This is a genomic window from Staphylococcus sp. NWU MK-U1, assembly GCF_033283505.1.
GTDB lineage: Bacteria > Bacillota > Bacilli > Staphylococcales > Staphylococcaceae > Staphylococcus > Staphylococcus haemolyticus.
Genome location: NZ_JAVSMG010000002.1, coordinates 288335 through 303881 on the forward strand (window position 1 = coordinate 288335; position 15547 = coordinate 303881).

The 15547-nt window shown below is 30.4% G+C and carries 19 protein-coding genes and 1 riboswitch; of the genes, 16 read left to right on the forward strand and 3 right to left on the reverse strand.

The window, feature by feature from the left end:
- The 10 genes from SBL16_RS04480 (at nt 1) to gcvPB (ending at nt 8938) form a co-directional block, all read left to right on the forward strand.
- On the forward strand, nt 1-627 hold the full coding sequence (locus SBL16_RS04480) for an MBL fold metallo-hydrolase (RefSeq protein ID WP_107612068.1): 627 nt from the start codon (nt 1-3) through the stop codon (nt 625-627).
- Nucleotides 628-679: 52 nt separating this feature from the next.
- Nucleotides 680-1654 carry a competence type IV pilus ATPase ComGA gene (gene comGA, locus SBL16_RS04485; protein WP_107612067.1) on the forward strand — a complete coding sequence of 325 codons (975 nt, stop codon included), beginning with the start codon at nt 680-682 and terminating at the stop codon, nt 1652-1654.
- Nucleotides 1626-2690 carry a competence type IV pilus assembly protein ComGB gene (gene comGB / locus SBL16_RS04490; protein ID WP_107634661.1) on the forward strand — a complete coding sequence of 355 codons (1065 nt, stop codon included), beginning with the start codon at nt 1626-1628 and terminating at the stop codon, nt 2688-2690. The genes comGA and comGB overlap by 29 nt, the downstream gene beginning before the upstream one ends.
- A gap of 13 nt (nt 2691-2703) precedes the next feature.
- Entirely contained in the window at nt 2704-3024 is a 321-nt protein-coding gene (gene comGC, locus SBL16_RS04495) for a competence type IV pilus major pilin ComGC (RefSeq protein ID WP_107612734.1), read from the forward strand.
- Complete coding sequence (comGD, locus tag SBL16_RS04500; protein WP_233664031.1) at nt 3005-3457, forward strand: competence type IV pilus minor pilin ComGD; 453 nt, start codon at nt 3005-3007, stop codon at nt 3455-3457. The genes comGC and comGD overlap by 20 nt, the downstream gene beginning before the upstream one ends.
- A gap of 197 nt (nt 3458-3654) precedes the next feature.
- Nucleotides 3655-4146 (forward strand): prepilin-type N-terminal cleavage/methylation domain-containing protein, encoded by a 492-nt coding sequence (locus SBL16_RS12195; RefSeq protein WP_107611603.1) that lies wholly within the window; start codon nt 3655-3657, stop codon nt 4144-4146.
- Between the two features lie 159 nt (nt 4147-4305).
- Complete coding sequence (locus SBL16_RS04505) at nt 4306-4824, forward strand: shikimate kinase (protein ID WP_107611601.1); 519 nt, start codon at nt 4306-4308, stop codon at nt 4822-4824.
- Nucleotides 4821-4936: riboswitch (glycine riboswitch) on the forward strand. It overlaps the preceding gene by 4 nt.
- Nucleotides 4937-5012: 76 nt before the next feature.
- Complete coding sequence (gene gcvT / locus SBL16_RS04510; protein ID WP_037536557.1) at nt 5013-6104, forward strand: glycine cleavage system aminomethyltransferase GcvT; 1092 nt, start codon at nt 5013-5015, stop codon at nt 6102-6104.
- 16 nt (nt 6105-6120) lie between these two features.
- Nucleotides 6121-7473 (forward strand): aminomethyl-transferring glycine dehydrogenase subunit GcvPA, encoded by a 1353-nt coding sequence (gcvPA, locus tag SBL16_RS04515; RefSeq protein ID WP_107611600.1) that lies wholly within the window; start codon nt 6121-6123, stop codon nt 7471-7473.
- The gene (gcvPB, locus tag SBL16_RS04520; RefSeq protein ID WP_037536554.1) at nt 7460-8938 is read left to right on the forward strand and encodes an aminomethyl-transferring glycine dehydrogenase subunit GcvPB; all 1479 of its coding nucleotides are present in this window, start codon (nt 7460-7462) and stop codon (nt 8936-8938) included. Before gcvPA ends, gcvPB begins: the two co-directional genes overlap by 14 nt.
- Nucleotides 8939-9116: 178 nt before the next feature.
- On the opposite strand, the gene SBL16_RS04525 is transcribed toward gcvPB, so the two are convergent.
- Entirely contained in the window at nt 9117-9503 is a 387-nt protein-coding gene (locus SBL16_RS04525) for a rhodanese-like domain-containing protein (protein WP_011275678.1), read from the reverse strand.
- A gap of 151 nt (nt 9504-9654) precedes the next feature.
- Here SBL16_RS04525 and SBL16_RS04530 point away from each other — a divergent pair, with 151 nt between their 5' ends.
- Nucleotides 9655-10485, forward strand: a complete 831-nt coding sequence (locus SBL16_RS04530) for a biotin/lipoate A/B protein ligase family protein (RefSeq protein ID WP_107611598.1) — start codon at nt 9655-9657, stop codon at nt 10483-10485.
- Between the two features lie 43 nt (nt 10486-10528).
- On the opposite strand, the gene SBL16_RS04535 is transcribed toward SBL16_RS04530, so the two are convergent.
- Nucleotides 10529-10744 (reverse strand): SA1362 family protein, encoded by a 216-nt coding sequence (locus tag SBL16_RS04535; RefSeq protein ID WP_107611597.1) that lies wholly within the window; start codon nt 10742-10744, stop codon nt 10529-10531.
- 14 nt (nt 10745-10758) lie between these two features.
- Entirely contained in the window at nt 10759-11340 is a 582-nt protein-coding gene (locus SBL16_RS04540) for a hypothetical protein (protein ID WP_317952932.1), read from the reverse strand.
- Nucleotides 11341-11443: 103 nt separating this feature from the next.
- Here SBL16_RS04540 and SBL16_RS04545 point away from each other — a divergent pair, with 103 nt between their 5' ends.
- The 5 genes from SBL16_RS04545 to SBL16_RS04565 all read left to right on the forward strand — a co-directional run bounded on the left by SBL16_RS04545 (nt 11444) and on the right by SBL16_RS04565 (nt 15517).
- Nucleotides 11444-12502, forward strand: a complete 1059-nt coding sequence (locus tag SBL16_RS04545; RefSeq protein WP_107613847.1) for a M24 family metallopeptidase — start codon at nt 11444-11446, stop codon at nt 12500-12502.
- Nucleotides 12503-12529: 27 nt separating this feature from the next.
- Nucleotides 12530-13087 carry an elongation factor P gene (efp, locus tag SBL16_RS04550; protein WP_107613848.1) on the forward strand — a complete coding sequence of 186 codons (558 nt, stop codon included), beginning with the start codon at nt 12530-12532 and terminating at the stop codon, nt 13085-13087.
- A gap of 216 nt (nt 13088-13303) precedes the next feature.
- Nucleotides 13304-13789, forward strand: coding sequence for an acetyl-CoA carboxylase biotin carboxyl carrier protein (gene accB, locus SBL16_RS04555; protein ID WP_053041578.1), 486 nt, complete (start codon nt 13304-13306; stop codon nt 13787-13789).
- Complete coding sequence (gene accC, locus SBL16_RS04560) at nt 13789-15144, forward strand: acetyl-CoA carboxylase biotin carboxylase subunit (RefSeq protein WP_107611593.1); 1356 nt, start codon at nt 13789-13791, stop codon at nt 15142-15144. Before accB ends, accC begins: the two co-directional genes overlap by 1 nt.
- Before the next feature lie 13 nt (nt 15145-15157).
- A complete protein-coding gene (locus SBL16_RS04565; RefSeq protein WP_107611592.1) occupies nt 15158-15517 on the forward strand; it encodes an Asp23/Gls24 family envelope stress response protein in 360 nt (119 codons plus the stop codon).
- Nucleotides 15518-15547 lie beyond the last annotated feature (30 nt).

The following is a 15547-nucleotide window of genomic DNA, read 5'->3' on the forward strand; positions in this document are numbered from 1 at the left end:
ATGAAAATCTCAAGCTTAACTTTAGGATTGGTAGATACTAATGCATATTTTATTGAAAATGAAGAAAGCGTTATATTAATCGATCCTGCTGGTGAACCAGATAAGATTTTTAAAAAATTAAATCAAATTAACAAACCATTAAAAGCAATTTTATTAACACATGCGCACTTTGATCATATTGGTGCATTAGACGATGTCGTTAATAAATATGAAGTACCTTTATACATGAATAAAGAAGAGTTTAGTTTTCTAAAGGATCCTGATAAAAATGGTTCTGCTAAGTTTAAGCAATATGGTATGCCTTTAATTACTAGTGACGTCACACCAAACCAATTAGATGAAGGTGAGTACAATATAGAAGGATTTAAATTCAATATACTGCATACTCCTGGTCATTCTCCTGGAAGTTTGACGTATGTATTTGAGGATTTTGCTGTAGTCGGTGACACGTTATTTAACAATGGTATAGGTCGTACTGACTTATATCGCGGTGATTATGAAACACTGGTTGATTCTATCAAAGATAAATTATTTGAATTAGAAGGCGATTTACCATTATTCCCTGGCCATGGTCCATATACAACAGTCGATGACGAGCAATTAAATCCATTTTTAGATGGCCAATAAAATAAAGTAATTTCTTCACCTCCTACGTTTATATATGTAGGAGGTGTTTTTTTTGAAACTATTATTCAGAGAGATAGTTAATAAAGCTATTTCAAAAAATGCGAGCGACATACATTTTATCCCTTCAGTTGATGAAGTTCATATTAAATTTAGAATTAATGATTACCTTGAACTTTATGAAATATTCAACTTAGATGTATATCAAAAATTATTAGTATTTATGAAGTTCAAATCAGGCTTGGACGTTTCATCTCAACAATCCGCTCAAAGTGGTCGTTATACTTATCAATCTAAATCTACTTTTTATTTACGGATTTCAACATTACCTTTATCTTTAGGTATAGAAAGTTGTGTAATTAGGATAATTCCTCAATATTTTCAAGCAAAAAAAGAATATAAAGAATTTAATGATTTTAAACACTTAGTAAATAAAAAGCAGGGATTAATTCTATTAACTGGACCCACAGGATCCGGCAAAAGTACTCTAATGTATCAAATGGTTCTACACGCATATAAAGAATTAAATCTTAATGTTATCACTATCGAAAACCCAGTTGAGCAATTACTAAAAGGCATTACCCAAATATCAATAAATAAAAAGGCAGGTATAGACTACATAAGTTCATTTAAAGCTATATTAAGATGTGATCCTGATATTATTTTAATAGGTGAAATAAGAGACGCAGAAGTTGCTAAATGTGTTATTCAAGCTAGTTTGAGTGGACATCTTGTATTATCAACCATGCATTCTACTAATTGTAGAGGTGCATTACTTCGGTTACTTGAGATGGGAATTTCAATTCAAGAATTAACACAATCTATCAATATCATTTCTAATCAAAGATTAATAACGACTACTCAGAATGAGCGTCGCTTAATTTGTGAAACAATAGATAAAATGCAGATACAATATTTCTTCGAGCATGAACAAACAATGCCACATAATTTTAATAATTTAGAACAGCAATTAAATTTATTATCTAAAGAAGGAACAATTTGTGAAGATACTGCAAGTAAATATTTTTAAATTGTCATCTAAGAATTTAACGAGTGCACAAATGATTCACTTACTTGAAACACTGTCAAACTTATTAAAAAGTGGCTTCACACTTTTAGAGAGTTTTGAGTTCATCAACCTATATTTCAAATATAGAGATAAAGAATTAAAAAATAAAATCATAGCATCTATTAAGTCAGGTGAAACATGTTATGAAGTATTAAATTTGATAGGTTATCCAAATTCAATTACAACTCAAATCTATTTTTCACAAAAATATGGTAATTTAGAAGACGCTTTAGAGGAGTCCATTAAATATTTAAAAACAAATTTATCTGGAAAACAGCAAGTAATTAAAGCTGTTCAATATCCACTCTTATTAAGCTGTATTTTTATGTGTATGATAGTAGTTTTAAACTATACTGTCATTCCACAATTTGAACAACTCTACATTTCTATGGATGTAAATTTATCATTTTACCAGAAATTCTTAACCTCAATGATTACTTCTTTTCCCGCTTTTATAATCTTTTTCATTACTATTTTAATTTTAATCTTTGTAATTTTAACCATAGTGTTATTCCGAATAGAAACTTCTAAAAAAATAATTATTTTATCATCAATACCTTTGTTTAATAGCTATTATAAAATTTTTAAAACTTATCAAATATCTAATGATTTAAGTCTATTTTATAAAAATGGCGTAAGTTTACAGGACATTGTTACAACATATATTAAACAAAATGATAATGAATATTTAAGGTTCCTAGGGGAATTTTTAATGGATAAAACTAATAGAGGTGAAACTTTAGCAAATAGTTTAGCTATGATGCCGTGTTTTCAAAAAGACTTAATTAAATTTATAAAGCAGGGAGAAAAAAGTGCCAAATTAGATATAGAACTTAAAATTTACTCAAGTATTTTAATTAATAGATTTAAAGAAAAATCACTTCTTCATACAAAAATCATTCAACCAATTATTTTTCTGTTTCTAGGCTTGTTCATTGTTAGTTTGTATTTAGTAATTATGTTACCAATGTTTCAGTTAATGCAAAATATTAAATGATAAGGAGTTTAATATGAAGAATCACTTTGAAAATTTTAAAAAGTTAAAAGCTTTTACTTTAATAGAAATGTTATTAGTATTACTAATTATCAGCGTATTACTAATATTAATTATTCCAAACATTGCAAAACAAATAGCTCATATCCAGTCCACAGGTTGTGAAGCCCAAGTCAAAATGATAAATAGTCAAATAGAAGCATATACATTAAAACATAATCGAACACCTTCTAATATAAATGATCTTATCAATGATGGCCTTATAAAAGAAGGACAAAAACAATGCAGATCGGGAGAAACAATTACAATATCTAATGGTGAGGCTATTGCGAACTAGTAAAATTAATGCGTTTACTCTTCTTGAAACATTGCTTACCTTATTAATTTTAATAATTATTATTATGATTTCCCCAAGCATTTATACAAAAACTAAATTAGATTTAATCGAAAGTGAATTAAAAGTAAAAAATATTATCACCCAATTAGAGTATATAAAATCAATAGCAATTGCTGAGAACCAATCAATTACAATTGTATTTAGCAAACAAGCCACAGAAATGAATATTATTGAACAAAATGGAAATAAATACAAATTAGGATTATTTGGCACTAAAATTATTTCAGTTGCAAAAGTACACACCATAACATTCAATAATGAAGGTAAAATCAATCGTTTTGGATCAATCATTTTGAAAGCTAAAGAGAATATTTACAGAGTAATTTTTAACATTGATAAAGGAAGGATAAGATTTGTTAAATTATCAAATTAGGGGAAGTTTATTAATTGATAGTTTATTAGGCTTTTTGATTCTAACTTTTATTACTTTAATATTCTTACCTCTATTACAACAATTAAATTTCAATTTACGTAATCAATACGAAATTTTAGATATGAAAAGTGCTATTATCACAAGCCAAAAACATTATAGTATTAAAGAATTAAAGAAGGGGATAACTATAGGAAAATATGAAATTAAAATTTATAAAAATACGATATGCAATAATAATAGTTTATCTAAGAATAAGGTCTGTGTTCAGCTCAGTAACTAAAGGATTTACATTTATAGAAATGCTAATATCCTTATTAATTACTATAATCATTTTAACTATAATACCCCATCTATTTCGTTTGACTGATACTTACTTAAGTGCGGCCTATGAATTTGACCAATTAGAATATTCATTTTTTCAATTGGACCTTAATAAAATGACCAATTCTAAAGCAATTTCTTTAAAATTAATTGATGAACATTCAATTTTACTCAAACAACAAAATCAAAATAGTTTCATTAAATATCAAAATCACAAAATTATTTTTGTAAGTAACAATAGAGGGAATATTACACTACTAAATAATGTTTTAAATGCGAAGTTCATTTCTAATCATAAAGGAATTATAGAAGTGTCTCTAAGGATTGGAAGTAGGGAGAATTTCTATGACAAAACACTTTACTTATAACTATAAAGGTTTTATAAGCATATATACTATGCTCATATTTATCATATATTTATCAATCATCTCTTTTTATACAACTCAATATAGTATAAAATTGAAGACAATTCATAACATTAATAGTTATTATGATTTGAAGATATATCAACTATTTGAAAAAGGGTGATGCTATTGAACCAAAAAAATTCACCAATAATTCTTATCGGCTTTATGGGCACAGGTAAAAGTACTATTGGAGAATACTTATCATTAGAAAATCAATTAAGTTTCATAGATTTAGATGTATACATAGAAATAAAGGAAAATAAAACAATTCCGGAAATCTTTGAAGAAGTTGGAGAAATCGGTTTTAGGAAGATAGAATATAACTATTTAACTGAATGCACAAAAAAATACGATGTTATTGCAACTGGTGGTGGTGTTATCGAATATAGTGAATCACTAAATTATTTGAAACAGTATAAATACATTTTTTGGCTAGATTGTGACATTGATGTTATCTTCAAGAGAGTATTAAACGACAATCATAGACCAAATGCAATTGATAAATCCAAAAAACAGTTAAATAACTTGTATTTATCAAGGATTTCAAGATATAATGAAATCGCATTCATGAAAGTGAATAGTGATAAAACAATCAGAGAAATTTATAATGAGATTATAAATTATCTTACTTGCGGTTGATCAGTATTAGAGAGAATAAAAATATATTACTTAAATTTAAGTACAATAATTTTTATCGCCGAAGGTGCAAGTTAACTACTAAACTCTCAGGCAAAAGGATAATACTGCTACGCATTCCTGGATTAAGTGTATAAACAGGGTAGCTATTTGCTACTCTGTTTTTTATAAAAATTATAGGGGGTTTTCTAATGACAAGCGAATTAAAAAAAACACCATTGTATCAAAATTATGTTGACAGTGGTGCAAAAATAGTAGAATTCGGTGGATGGGCAATGCCTGTTCAATTTACAAGTATCAAAGAAGAACATAATGCAGTTAGATATGAAGTAGGTATGTTCGATGTAAGCCATATGGGAGAAATCTCTATAAAAGGCAATGATGCAAGTAAATTTGTCCAATACTTACTTTCAAACGATACTAACAACCTTACTGATACTAAAGCTCAATATACTGCTTTATGTAACGAAGAAGGCGGTATTATTGATGACTTAGTAACATACAAAATTGGCGACAATGATTATCTATTAATTGTTAACGCTGCAAATACAGATAAAGATTTTGCTTGGGTACAAAAACATGCACCTAAATTTGATGTTGAAGTATCAAATGTATCTGATCAATTTGGTCAGTTAGCTGTTCAAGGTCCTAAAGCAAGAGATTTGGTAAGCGGGTTAGTTGATATAGATGTAAGCGAAATGAAACCATTTGATTTCCAACAAAACGTTACTCTATTTGGAAAAAATGTTATCTTATCTCAATCTGGTTATACAGGTGAAGACGGATTTGAAATCTATTGTGAAGCAAAAGACACAGTAGACATTTGGAACGGCTTCATTGAACATAATGTAGTTCCATGCGGTCTCGGTGCACGTGATACATTAAGATTAGAAGCTGGCCTTCCATTACATGGTCAAGATTTAACAGAATCTATCACACCTTATGAAGGCGGAATTGCTTTTGCTGCTAAACCACTGATTGAAGAAGACTTCATCGGTAAATCAGTGTTAAAAGACCAAAAAGAAAATGGTTCTGAACGCAGAACTGTTGGCTTAGAGTTACTAGATAAAGGAATTGCAAGAACTGGTTATCCTGTTTTAGACCTTGATGGTAACGAAATTGGGGAAGTTACTTCAGGAACACAAGCACCATCTTCAGGTAAATCAATCGCTATGGCAATTATTAAGCGAGATGAATTTGAAATGGGCCGTGAATTATTAGTTCAAGTACGTAAAAGACAACTTAAAGCTAAAATTGTTAAGAAAAACCAAATTGAAAAATAATTAAGGGGTGTGTATTGTGAGTCATCGTTATATACCATTAACTGAAAAAGATAAAAAAGAAATGCTAGATAAAATTGGCGCAAGTTCAATTAATGAATTGTTCGGAGATGTGCCAAAAGATATTTTACTAAATAGAGATTTAAATATTGCTAGTGGTGAAGCTGAAACTTCTTTATTAAGAAGACTTAATACAGTTGCAAATAAAAACGTAACTAAAGAAACTCATGCATCTTTCCTAGGTGCTGGCGTTTATGACCATTATGCTCCAGCTGTTGTAGATGCAATGATTTCACGTTCTGAATTCTATACAGCATATACACCATATCAACCAGAAATTTCACAAGGTGAATTACAAGCAATTTTTGAATTCCAAACATTAATTTGTGAATTAACAGATATGGATGTAGCTAACTCATCAATGTATGATGGTATTACTAGTTTTGCTGAAGCTTGTATCTTAGCATTTAATCATACTAAGAAAAATAAAATTGTAGTATCTAAAGGTCTTCATTATCAAGCACTTCAAGTGTTAAAAACTTACGTTAAAGTTAGAGAAGAATTTGAAATTGTTGAAGTTGATTTAGATGGAACAATTACAGACTTAGAAAAATTAGAACAGGCTTTAGACGATGAAACTGCTGCTGTAGCAGTTCAATATCCAAACTTCTATGGTTCAGTGGAAGACTTAGAAAAAATACAATCATTTATTGAAGGCAAAAAAGCATTATTTATCGTTTATGCTAATCCATTAGCATTAGGCCTATTGACACCTCCAGGTTCATTTGGCGCTGATATTGTAGTAGGCGACACGCAACCATTTGGTATACCAACACAATTTGGTGGACCACACTGTGGTTATTTCGCAACTACAAAAAAATTAATGCGTAAAGTGCCTGGTAGATTAGTAGGACAAACACAAGATGATGAAGGTAACCGTGGATTCGTTTTAACTTTACAAGCCCGTGAACAACATATTCGTCGTGATAAAGCCACTTCTAATATCTGTTCAAACCAAGCATTAAACGCACTTGCATCATCAATTGCTATGTCAGCTCTTGGTAAACAAGGTATTTACGACATTGCAGTTCAAAACTTAGAACACGCAAATTATGCTAAAAATCAATTTAAAGACAATGGTTTTGAAGTGCTTGATGGTACTTCATTCAATGAATTTGTTGTCAAATTCGATCAACCAATCAAAAATATAAATAAAAAATTAGCAGAACATGGTTTCATTGGAGGCTTTGATTTAGGTGAAGCCTCAGCAGATTTCGAAAATCATATGTTAATTGCTGTTACTGAATTAAGAACCAAAGATGAAATTGATACATTTGTTAAGAAAGCTGGTGAGCTAAATGGTAGTAAGTAAATCAAGTCCATTAATTTTTGAAAGATCTAGAGAAGGTAGATATGCATACTCATTACCTCAAAGCGATATAAAAACAGATTCAGTTGAAAGTATTCTTGATGATAAATTTATCCGTAAAAATAAAGCAGAGTTTCCTGAAGTTGCAGAATTAGATTTAGTTCGTCATTATACTGAATTATCAAATAAAAACTTTGGTGTAGATTCAGGTTTTTATCCACTTGGATCATGTACTATGAAATATAATCCTAAAATCAATGAAAAAGTTGCTCGCATACCTGGATTTGCAGAGTCACATCCTTTACAAGAAGAAGAGCAAGTTCAAGGTTCTTTAGAAATTGTGTATAGTTTACAAGAAGAACTTAAAGAAATTACTGGTATGGATGAAGTTACATTACAACCAGCTGCAGGTGCTCATGGTGAGTGGACTGCTTTAATGATTTTCAAAGCGTATCATTTAGATAATGGTGAAGGTCATCGTGACGAAGTTATTGTTCCTGACTCAGCTCATGGTACAAACCCTGCATCTGCCTCATTTGCTGGTTTTAAAGCTGTTACAGTTAAATCAAATGAACGTGGTGAAGTTGATATCGAAGACTTAAAACGCGTTGTTAATGAAAATACTGCTGCAATTATGTTAACTAATCCTAACACCTTAGGTATTTTCGAGAAAAACATCATGGAAATCCGTGAAATTGTACATGAAGCAGGCGGATTATTATACTATGACGGTGCAAACTTAAATGCCATTATGGATAAAGTACGACCTGGAGATATGGGATTTGATGCGGTACATTTAAACTTACACAAAACTTTCACTGGTCCTCACGGTGGCGGTGGTCCAGGTTCAGGTCCAGTTGGTGTAAAAAAAGAATTAGCTAGTTATTTACCAAAACCAATGGTAATCAAAGATGGAGATACTTTTAAATACGATAATGATATTAAAAACTCAATTGGACGTGTAAAACCATTCTACGGTAACTTTGGTATTTACTTAAGAGCATACACATATATCAGAACTATGGGTGCTGAAGGTTTAAGAGAGGTTTCTGAAGCAGCAGTTCTTAATGCTAACTATATTAAAGCTAGCTTAAAAGACCACTATGAAATTCCATATGAACAATATTGTAAACATGAATTCGTATTAAGTGGTTCTAAACAAAAAGAACATGGTGTCCGTACATTAGACATGGCAAAACGTTTATTAGACTTTGGTGTTCATCCACCAACAATCTACTTCCCACTTAATGTTGAGGAAGGTATGATGATTGAACCAACTGAAACAGAATCTAAAGAAACGTTAGATTACTTTATCGATGCTATGATTCAAATTGCTGAAGAAGCTAAAAATGATCCAGATAAAGTATTAGAAGCACCACATAGTACAATAATTGATAGATTAGACGAAACTACAGCTGCACGTAAGCCTGTTTTAAAATTTGATAATCTACATGAAGAAAAAGAATAATATTTAAAACTTTGACCCTGTAACCAATTTAATTGATTACAGGGTCTTCCTTATTTTAAATTTACGTGAAATATTTTATGTTTATTCTATATTTAGAAAACGTTTCTAAATGATTGTCACATAAATATTAAAAAAACTCTTAAAGAACATCTTTAAGAGTTAGTAAGCAGACAAGTGATTATTTTTTAGTTTTAATCTTACCTGTCCATTTTTTGTATCCACCTTTTAACATATAAATATCTTTATAGCCATTTTTTTTAAGGATACGTGCTGCACGATACCCTGCAACACCGTTTGCATCACAAAGATAAATAGGTTGATCTTTACGTAAACCTTGATATCTTTGACTAAACATTGATATTGGAATGTTACGAGCGCCGTTAATGTGTCCGTAATCATAGTCTACTTTCTCACGAACATCAATCACTTGAGCTTTTCTTAAACCTTTGTGAAATTCATTCTGCTCAAGTTCAGTGACTGCTCGTTTATTCATAAACCAATTTCCAAGCATATATAAAATTATTATGACTATAATAGCTAAAGCTATAATCAAAGATACATTCATATTGCATCCTCCCTAATTAAACGATATTATAATTATAAGGCTGTTAGCTAAATTTATCAAAATTTTTTATTGGCTATTTTTATCAAAGATTTATATGTAAAATTTAATATTTTTCTATAGATAATTATATGTTGTGATTGGAGATTATTTTATGACAGAGACATGGAATTTTATAAATACAGGAAGCCATGATCCATATTATAATATGGCAATGGATGAAGCACTCTTAAACTTCGTATCAAGAGGGGAAATTGACCCTGTTGTCAGATTTTACACTTGGAATCCTGCAACGTTATCTGTAGGTTATTTTCAAAGATTAAAGAAAGAAATTGACATTGATAAAGTTAATGAAAAAGGATTTGGATTAGTAAGAAGACAAACTGGTGGTAGAGGGGTTCTTCATGATAAAGAATTAACATATAGTGTTATTGTTTCGGAAGAACATCCTAATATGCCTTCTACCGTAACTGAAGCATATCGTGTCATTTCTGAAGGATTACTTGAAGGATTTAAATTATTAGGTTTTGAAGCATATTTTGCGATTCCACGTTCCAAAGAAGAACGAGAAAAATTAAAACAACCTCGAAGTGCTGTTTGTTTTGATGCACCTAGTTGGTATGAATTAGTTGTTGAAGGCAGAAAAATTGCAGGAAGCGCTCAAACTAGACAAAAAGGCGTTATTTTACAACATGGTTCTTTATTACAAGATGTTAACGTTGATGAGCTTTTCGATATGTTCATTTTTAAAAATGATCGTCTAAAAGATAAGATGAAAAATGCGTTTGTTGATAAAGCTGTAGCGATTAATGATATTGCTGATAGACATATATCAATTGAAGAGATGGAAAAAGCATTTGAAGAAGGATTTAAAAAGGGGTTAAACATAGAATTTAAACCACTTACTTTATCAGATGAACAAATAAAAGAAGTAAAAGAATTAGAAGAAAAATATCGTTCTGATGAATGGTTATATAAAAAATAAAAAATCATAGGATGGCTAATAATTGGTCATCCTATGATTATTTTTATTTTCTATTTCTCTTTTTATATTTTCTTGCTGCTCTTCTATATTTACGTTGATCTTCAGTTAAGAAAAAGAAATAGTATATTAAATAAATAATTACCGCAATGATTAAAAAGGTGAAAATCATTTTAGCAAAAGACATCATAAATACATTTAAATTCAAAATCAAGCCAATTGCAGCAATTAAAATTACTAAATAAAACAATATATTTTTCAAATCAAAAACTCCTATTATGAATTGTTAGACATGTTCACTTGAGATGGTTTAGTCTTGCCTTTATTCAACTTATTCGTATTATTATTTTCATATCCGCTCTTAATATCTTTAAATGCCGATTGTAACTCTTTGTTAATTTGTCTAATATTTTTATCTTCATTTTTATTTGCACTAGATAAATCTTTTTTAGTCACTGCACCCTTATATTTACCATAAGCATCATCAATACCATTAGCAATAGTATTTAATTTTTCAAGATTTTGCTTTTTGTCTTCTTTATTATTTTTAGACAAATCCAACTGATTATAATTACTAATAACTTTAGTAATATCTTGATAATATTTAGACGAAGCATCTAAAAATTTGGCTTCTTTATTATTATCAACTGTTTTGGAAACATTTTTTTTATCTTTATTAAGAGCCTCAACTTGTGCTTTTTGATTACTTATATCTTGATTTAGCTGTTGAATATCTAACTTCAAGTTATGGTTTTGATCTCTTAATTTGGTTGTCTTTTCTTCCAATGGTCCTAAATTTTGAGAGCCACAACCAACCAATAAACATGAAGCTCCAATTATAACGATTAATTTTTTCATTAAAATCTCCCTAAACCAAAATCTCTTTATTTCTAAAATAATTATGCTATTATTTTAATGTAAATAGAGCAAATGTACAAACGTTATACTAGGAGTGATTTGTATGAATAAATTAGCAAAAGTTAAAGACATACTAGATGTTCAACAATTAGATGCTTTAGTTATTTTATCAGATTATAATCGTAGATATTTATCAGATTTCACTGGTACAAGTGGTGCATTAATAATTTCAAAAAATAACTATCAATTAATTACTGATTTTCGATATATTGAACAAGCAACTAATCAAGCAACTGAATTTAATATCATCAAACGCAGTGGTGGTTTAATTGAAGCTATTGTAGAAATTATAAATAATGAACAATTCAATCATGTTGGTTTTGAGGGACACTTAGTAAGTTATGATACATACCAAACATTAGATCAATCGAAAGCTAAATTAATCTCTATTGGCAATGAGATTGAAAAAATCAGGGAAATTAAGACACCCGAAGAGATAGAAAAGATCAAATACGCTGCTAAAATAGTTGATGATACATATAACTATGTATTAGATATTGCAAAGGTTGGAATGACTGAAAGAGAATTAAAAAGTAAATTAGAAGCTAAAATGTTAGAATTAGGCGCAGATGGCCCTTCATTTGACACAATTGTAGCATCTGGCTATAGAGGTGCTTTACCTCATGGTGTAGCAAGCGATAAAGTCATAGAGCAAGGCGATATGATTACGCTTGATTTTGGGGCATATTACAGAGGATATTGCTCTGATATAACAAGAACATTTGCTATTGGAGAACCTGATCCTAAGATGAAAGATATTTATAACATTGTTCTCAATTCCCAAATTAAAGCAATAAATGAAATCAAAGCTGGAATGACTGTAGCTGAGGCTGACGCGTTATCAAGAGACTATATTGAATCTCACGGTTATGGAGAAGAATTTGGCCACTCTCTTGGACATGGTATTGGTTTAGACATACATGAGGGACCATTATTATCTAAAAATGCAAACGGTATAATAGAAGTAAATAATTGTGTTACTATTGAACCAGGTATATATGTTGATGGTCTTGGTGGTGTACGCATAGAAGATGACATTTTAATAACTGAAAATGGTTGTGAAGTCTTTACTAAATGTACAAAAGACCTTATTATTTTATAGAAAGCGCATATTTGAGGAGGAAACTGAATGATTTCGGTTAATGATTTTAAAACAGGTTTAACAATTTCAGTAGATAATGGAATTTGGAAAATTATTGATTTCCAACATGTAAAACCAGGTAAAGGTTCTGCATTTGTACGTTCTAAATTACGTAATTTAAGAACAGGTGCAATTCAAGAAAAGACATTTAGAGCTGGGGAAAAAGTTGAACAAGCGATGATTGAAAATCGTCGTATGCAATATTTATATGCTGATGGAGATAATCATGTATTCATGGATAATGAGACGTTTGATCAAACTGAATTATCAGCTGATTATTTAAAAGATGAATTAAAATATTTAAAAGCTAACATGGAAGTTCAAATCCAATCATATGAAGGTGAAACAATCGGAGTTGAACTACCTAAAACTGTTGAATTAGAAGTTACTGAAACTGAGCCAGGTATCAAAGGTGATACTGCCACTGGAGCAACTAAATCAGCTACAGTTGAAACAGGTTATACTCTAAATGTACCTTTATTCGTTAATGAAGGTGATGTATTAGTTATTAACACTAGCGACGGAAGCTATATCTCAAGAGCTTAGTTGACAGTAGCTAAAGTCTTTCTAATTACTAATTGGAAAGACTTTTTTTAATATCTAAATCATTATTTTATATAAATTACAAAAGTCCATTTATCAATAATAGTAAGCATTAAATAGTAAGATGTAATTCCCTAAAATGACACATGCTTGAATTGGCAAGTTCAGTCAAGTAAAATAGATTGGTAGATGAAAACTAATTCGAGGAGTCAGTAACTTATGAATTTTAAAGAAATAAAAGAATTAATCGAAATTCTTGATCAATCAAGTTTAACTGAAATTAATATTGAAGATAACAAAGGTAGTGTAGTCAACCTAAAAAAACAGAAAGAGACAGAAATAATTACACCGCAATATACACAACAAGCACCATTAGCACCAGCAGCATCAACGATGGCAACACCAAATCAAAGTGCAACAGAATCACCTGTTCCACAAAATAATGATCAAATCGATACCGATGATTCATCATACCAAACAATCAATGCCCCTATGGTAGGTACATTTTATAAATCGCCATCTCCAGAAGAAGATGCATATGTTCAAGTCGGAGATAAAGTTACCAATGAATCTACAGTGTGCATCTTAGAAGCAATGAAATTATTTAACGAAATACAAGCTGAAGTTTCTGGAGAAATAGTTGAAATATTAGTAGAAGACGGACAAATGGTAGAGTATGGCCAACCGTTATTTAAGGTGAAATAATGAAAAAAATCTTAATCGCTAATCGTGGTGAAATTGCGGTTAGAATCATTAGAGCTTGTCATGATTTAGGCATACAAACTGTTGCCATTTATTCTGAGGGAGACAAAGACGCGTTACATACTCAAATTGCTGATGAAGCATATTGCGTTGGTCCAACTCAGTCTAAAGATTCTTATTTGAACATTCCAAATATATTATCAATTGCGACTTCAACCGGTTGTGATGGTATTCACCCAGGATATGGCTTTTTAGCTGAGAATGGTGACTTTGCAGAGTTGTGTGAAGCATGTCAATTGAAATTTATCGGTCCCAGCTATGAGTCTATCCAAAAAATGGGCATCAAAGACGTTGCAAAAGCAGAAATGATTGCAGCTAATGTCCCAGTTGTTCCAGGTAGTGATGGGCTAGTTACAACCATTTCGGATGCAAAACAAATTGCTAAAGAAATTGGATATCCAGTAATTATTAAAGCTACTGCAGGTGGTGGAGGAAAAGGTATACGAGTGGCTAGAACAGAGAAAGAGCTTGAGAATGGCTATCGTATGACTCAACAAGAAGCAGAAACTGCTTTTGGTAATGGCGGTCTTTACCTTGAAAAATTTATTGAGAACTTCCGTCACATTGAAATTCAAATTATTGGAGATCAACATGGAAATGTCATTCATCTCGGAGAGAGAGATTGTACGATTCAAAGACGCATGCAAAAGTTAGTCGAAGAATCTCCATCTCCTATTTTATCTGATGAACAACGTGAAGAGATGGGTAATGCAGCTATAAGAGCCGCAAAAGCAGTTAATTATGAAAATGCAGGTACTATTGAATTTATATATGATTTAAATGATAATCAATTTTATTTTATGGAAATGAATACACGTATTCAAGTTGAACATCCTGTCACTGAAATGGTTACTGGCATTGATTTAGTAAAATTACAACTAAAAGTTGCGATGGGTGAAGCACTGCCATACACTCAAGAAGATATTACTATCAATGGTCATGCAATAGAATATCGTATAAATGCTGAAAACCCATATAAGAATTTCATGCCATCTCCTGGTAAAATCACACAATACCTAGCTCCAGGCGGATATGGTGTGAGAATCGAATCAGCTTGTTATACAAATTATACAATTCCTCCATATTATGATTCTATGGTAGCTAAACTCATTGTTCATGAACCAACGCGTGATGAAGCAATTATGACTGGTATTAGAGCATTAAGTGAGTATTTAATTTTAGGAATCGATACAACAATTCCTTTCCATTTAAAACTTATGAATAATGATATATTTAGAAGTGGATCTTTTAATACTAACTACTTAGAACAATATAATATTATGGACGACGAGGAGTAGGAGGTTAAACCAAATGGTTAAAGTAGCATATTATTCAAATTCAAACTTAGGTAAAATTGAAATTGCACCTGAAGTTATTTCTGTAGTTGCAAGTATAGCTGTATCAGAGGTAGAAGGGGTAACTGGACATTTTTCAGAATTGAAAAATAGTAACATTGAAAAAATAAGTCGTAAAAACCTCAATAGAAATTTAAAAATTGATGTTAAAGAAGATGGCATTCAAATTGATGTATATTGCTCTATAAAGCACGGTATAAATATTTCAAAATTTGCAAGTAAAACTCAAACATCTATTTTTAACTCAATTAAAACAATGACTGCTATCGAGCCAAAAGAAATTAACGTTCACATCATGCATATTACTGTCGAATAATATATAGATTACATTTAACAAGGAGTTATT

Bases quoted from the DNA above. Each gene is read 5' to 3' on its own strand.
- efp (WP_107613848.1), top strand. From the start codon at position 12,530: ATGATTTCGGTTAATGATTTTAAAACAGGTTTAACAATTTCAGTAGAT.
- accC (WP_107611593.1), top strand. From the start codon at position 13,789: ATGAAAAAAATCTTAATCGCTAATCGTGGTGAAATTGCGGTTAGAATC.
- SBL16_RS04505 (WP_107611601.1), top strand. From the start codon at position 4,306: ATGCTATTGAACCAAAAAAATTCACCAATAATTCTTATCGGCTTTATG.
- accB (WP_053041578.1), top strand. From the start codon at position 13,304: ATGAATTTTAAAGAAATAAAAGAATTAATCGAAATTCTTGATCAATCA.
- SBL16_RS04565 (WP_107611592.1), top strand. From the start codon at position 15,158: ATGGTTAAAGTAGCATATTATTCAAATTCAAACTTAGGTAAAATTGAA.
- SBL16_RS04480 (WP_107612068.1), top strand. From the start codon at position 1: ATGAAAATCTCAAGCTTAACTTTAGGATTGGTAGATACTAATGCATAT.
- gcvPB (WP_037536554.1), top strand. From the start codon at position 7,460: ATGGTAGTAAGTAAATCAAGTCCATTAATTTTTGAAAGATCTAGAGAA.
- SBL16_RS12195 (WP_107611603.1), top strand. From the start codon at position 3,655: ATGAAATTAAAATTTATAAAAATACGATATGCAATAATAATAGTTTAT.
- SBL16_RS04530 (WP_107611598.1), top strand. From the start codon at position 9,655: ATGACAGAGACATGGAATTTTATAAATACAGGAAGCCATGATCCATAT.
- SBL16_RS04545 (WP_107613847.1), top strand. From the start codon at position 11,444: ATGAATAAATTAGCAAAAGTTAAAGACATACTAGATGTTCAACAATTA.
- SBL16_RS04525 (WP_011275678.1), bottom strand. From the start codon at position 9,503: ATGAATGTATCTTTGATTATAGCTTTAGCTATTATAGTCATAATAATT.
- SBL16_RS04540 (WP_317952932.1), bottom strand. From the start codon at position 11,340: ATGAAAAAATTAATCGTTATAATTGGAGCTTCATGTTTATTGGTTGGT.
- comGC (WP_107612734.1), top strand. From the start codon at position 2,704: ATGAAGAATCACTTTGAAAATTTTAAAAAGTTAAAAGCTTTTACTTTA.
- gcvT (WP_037536557.1), top strand. From the start codon at position 5,013: ATGACAAGCGAATTAAAAAAAACACCATTGTATCAAAATTATGTTGAC.